Below are 4,066 nucleotides of genomic sequence, written 5' to 3' on the forward strand. Positions count from 1 at the left end.
CTAAAAAGTTGGGCTAATAAAATAAAACTATTTAACTATCTATTTTCTAAACGGTTATAGTCGAACATTCCATATTCTATCCCACGATATTTTTTAGCTGTATCGTGCAATATATCGCTGTATTGCCAAAACTGTGGATGAGTACGTCGTATACCAAACTTAGATTTCAATGCACCATAATCAGCTTCTATTTGCATCATAGGCAATTGCTCGGCAAAAGCATTTACTTGCTGCTCGTTATTTAAATACCAAATAGCTGCTGGATAATCTCCGATAAACCCAGGAACAATAGTCGCAGTATCTTCATCATAAGCACGTTGGCCATCTTCGTTTAATAAACTAGATATATTGTAGTGCGCATTATGATGAATAATAGTGTAGCCCTTATGGCTATTATCTTCTTGCTTTACAAGTATAAAAGAAAGCTGAGGTAATAAGTTAACCGCTTTTGCTGGCATTTCACTTATTACATTTAACGGCTTTGCCACTTCAGTGTAGTTGTATTTTTCACTTAAAACTGACGCTAAGGCTTCTTTCATCAAGGTATATAGTTCATGCTGTGGATCATCAGTTTCATAGTTAATACCACTGGGCTGGCTAAATTCTCGGTTACTTTTAAAGAACTTAGATAAGTCAGGTGGTGAATTACGATACCACTGCTTTTTGATTTGATTACGCTTGTGCTCAGGTAATAGAGCTAAAAAGTTTTGCTCTCCCTCTAAACGTAAAAAATCCATATATAAACGTGTAACCAATTGATGGCCTATATTTCCGTATACATCAAAGCCTGCCACAAGCAAATAATGAATACGTTCAAATAACGCATAATCAAGTATCCACGTGGTTTTAGGCTCTTGACCAATAAAACCTTTAACAACAGTTGCACTATCAAAATGGCGGAAAATAGTCAGTGCAGCATTTTTATTATGCCCATCACCTTTCCAAAGCAAGTCAGTTGTAAGATGCTCGCCACCTTTGAACATTTCGTTTGCAAGCTCAACTTTTGCCTGTAAATATTTTTTCTCACGAACTGAATATTTAACCCAGCTAGAAATAGGTAACGCATTACTTTCCTCTGCGGCAGGAAGTTCTAGAGCTTCTTCATGTTGCATTAGCATTTCCCCTACAGCAGGAGTCGCAACCTTATCAGGATCAGCAAATGCCACCCAAAAGTGATCATTTATAACATTTAAAGCAATCTGACCACGACAAACAGGCCCTTTTATAAAGCCCATAATAATTAACTCTGCTTCATCAAGCATAAATTGATATTTAGAATTAATAGGAATAACTTCAAAAGTTTTAAATGGGTTAGATGCTGACTTAGGCTCATAACTCGGCATTTGCGTAACTGTATAATCTGGCGCAATAAACTGCTCGTACAAACGCAGTAATTTAGTTTCATTAAGCTCAAGTGGTAAATGCGTTTTAGAAAGTATGGTTGTACGCTCTTGCATAAAACGATAATAAACACGGCTAACTTTAGGGTCATCGTATGGACGACGCGTATTAATTAACTTTATTTCCTCACCAGGAGGCGTACTTGAGCGAACTAGTTTAAAAAAGCTTTGTGGGTTCTCTGACGTAAAATAAATATGTGCTAAAAACCAATGTTCATAAATATAACGTGCTGATAACTGATACTTTAAGTTATCTTGATTTAAAAATGCTTCCCAGCCCTTTATTTTATTCTGATCATACTTACTTGGTGGCTCAATATGTGACATTTTACCGCCATTTTTAAGCCAGTTCTGTAAATGATTAAACTCTTCGCGCGAAACCCCAGGTAAACCATAAGGCATACCGCCATGAGGTTGCTCGTCAGCTAATCGGTCAAACTCCCCCATTGTTGCACAGGTTTGCGAACGCCCTAATGAAAAATCAAATTCATCATCTAGCACTTCATTAGTTGGTAATTCATAGCTTTGCTTTAACACTAAACTATTAAATAAAACACTTCCCGCTAAGTTTGCTTCTTCACTTTGTACGCGCTCATTTAGCACTGGCGTAAAGTTTTTTTCTCGCCATTGCTGTGTATTGGTTGCATCAAACAATAAACGGCTTGGGGTCGTTGCCAATAAACGAGTTCCATCGTAAACGAGCTCTTTACTCAAACCTCGATCAATACCTTCAGGGGATGAGAGCTTAAGCTGGCAAGGTGCATCGTAACAACCATGGCAAACGACGCAGCGGGTATCGAGTACTGGTTTTACGTTTTGTAAAAAATCAGCTCCAGCAAGGGTAGAATGTGGAACGATACGTTCTTGCGCTTGTTCAGGGCCAAATAAATCATCGTAATGTGCATTACCTAAGTAAGCACAGCCACTAAGGATAATTAATACGAATGTACTTATTATTATTTTTTTCATTCGTCCTCGTCACCTAAATCGAAGGTAGGCATCATATCCATTTGAGGGGAAACGAATGTTTTTTGACCTTCAGTATTCAAAACAATACTTAAAAGAGGCCCATGCGTTAATGTTATCTGCGCATCATGCTCTTGCTCTAATATACTTAAATACAGAGAATCAGTTATAAGCAACTCATAACCGCTAACGGTAATAGCTACACTGCTATCTTCACTTGGATTTTGGCAAATTTGAGCAAGTAACTCATCATCAAGTCCAATTGATATTTCAAAATCAGGCTGCTCTAAATCTCTATTACTTAATGATTCATCTAATAGAAATAAAGGAAGGGTTAAATTGCTATTTTGTTCAAATTCCATTGCGTTCTCTGCACTTTCTGACGATTTAATTGGCGAGTATTATAACAAACTAGCGAGTAAATTAACGCTAAAGCTAATGTAACTGTTTAAACGTCATCTATAACAGATTCGATCACCGAAAATACACCACCTTGAGGATCGCATATAACACTAAAACGACCAACATCGGGGATATCTGTTGCAGGAACACATACTTGTCCACCTAAGCTAGCGGCTTTATTTACTGCCGTATCGCAGCTCTCTACTGCAAAATAAATCATCCAATGAGCAGGAATATCTTCAGGCCAGTCGCTTGTCATCTCAAGCATACCGGCAATTGGCTGTCCATCAACCAAAAATAAAGTGTAGTTCATACCTTCCATTGGCTTTATTTCACTTTCCCAGCCTAGTAAAGCACAGTAAAAATCTCTACTTACTTTACTATTTCTGGTTGCTAACTCATGCCAATAAGGCGTGTTTAATTCACCTAAGTACTTACAACCTTTATGCTCATTGCCTTGCCATAGTGCAACAGTGGCACCTACAGGATCTTTTAGCATCAACATTCGTCCTGCATTCATAACATCATGAGGACCGGCAATAACTTCAGCACCTAGTTCTTTAGCTTTTAGCGCACAATCATCAACATTGTCGACGGCAATGTAAGCCAACCAATGACTTGGGATCCCTTCACTAATTTGCTCTTTAGGCATTTCATACATAGCGGCTATATCACCACCTTGCTTTTGTAGCATGGTGTAATATATGTCCTCCCCAATAGGTTGATCGTCATACCCCCAATCAAATAATGATGTATAAAACGCCTTACCATCTTTCCAATTATGCGTACAAAGTTCTGACCAACAAAAAATGCCATGTGGATGATTATCAATTTCACTCATTATTAAACCCTTATTATTCTATTTTTATCTAAACGAGCTCTGTCACATTTTATAAACTACATAATTGAACAGATCATAAATTGAGATTAGAGCAATAACTAAGCGGAGTCGATAAAAGAAGGGCAAGAATTCGTTATTCAGTTGTTTCATATATGAGATTTTTAACGCAGTTAGCGTCAGATTTAATCCCTCAAATTGATTAAATATTATTGCTGATCGATATAAATGATTTACTAAGAAGTCCTTCGCTCTAGAGGAATCCCTAAATCACTTTTTTGCAGACGTAAAAAAGCCCGAATCATTAGATTCAGACGCTCTACAATATAAAGTCGGTACGCTACGCAGTATATCAGCGTCGGGAGTCGCTGCACTCGCCCGCCCTACGAGCTAGGTGTTGATGTGAGTGTGTGTTAATTGCGCGCATTTCACTTTTCTACAGACGTAAAAAAGCCCGAAT

3 protein-coding genes are annotated in these 4,066 nt (G+C 37.9%); all 3 read right to left on the reverse strand.

The window, feature by feature from the left end; genetic code table 11:
- Positions 1–35 precede the first annotated feature (35 nt).
- Entirely contained in the window at positions 36–2,369 is a 2,334-nt protein-coding gene (locus tag GQR46_RS17045; protein WP_165741672.1) for a fatty acid cis/trans isomerase, read from the reverse strand.
- Positions 2,366–2,728 carry a hypothetical protein gene (locus GQR46_RS17050; protein WP_165728076.1) on the reverse strand — a complete coding sequence of 121 codons (363 nt, stop codon included), beginning with the start codon at positions 2,726–2,728 and terminating at the stop codon, positions 2,366–2,368. Before GQR46_RS17050 ends, GQR46_RS17045 begins: the two co-directional genes overlap by 4 nt.
- Before the next feature lie 86 nt (positions 2,729–2,814).
- Complete coding sequence (locus GQR46_RS17055; RefSeq protein WP_165728075.1) at positions 2,815–3,609, reverse strand: VOC family protein; 795 nt, start codon at positions 3,607–3,609, stop codon at positions 2,815–2,817.
- Between the last annotated feature and the right edge of the window lie 457 nt (positions 3,610–4,066).

The organism is Pseudoalteromonas sp. Z1A6, assembly GCF_011378745.1.
Lineage (GTDB): Bacteria > Pseudomonadota > Gammaproteobacteria > Enterobacterales > Alteromonadaceae > Pseudoalteromonas > Pseudoalteromonas arctica.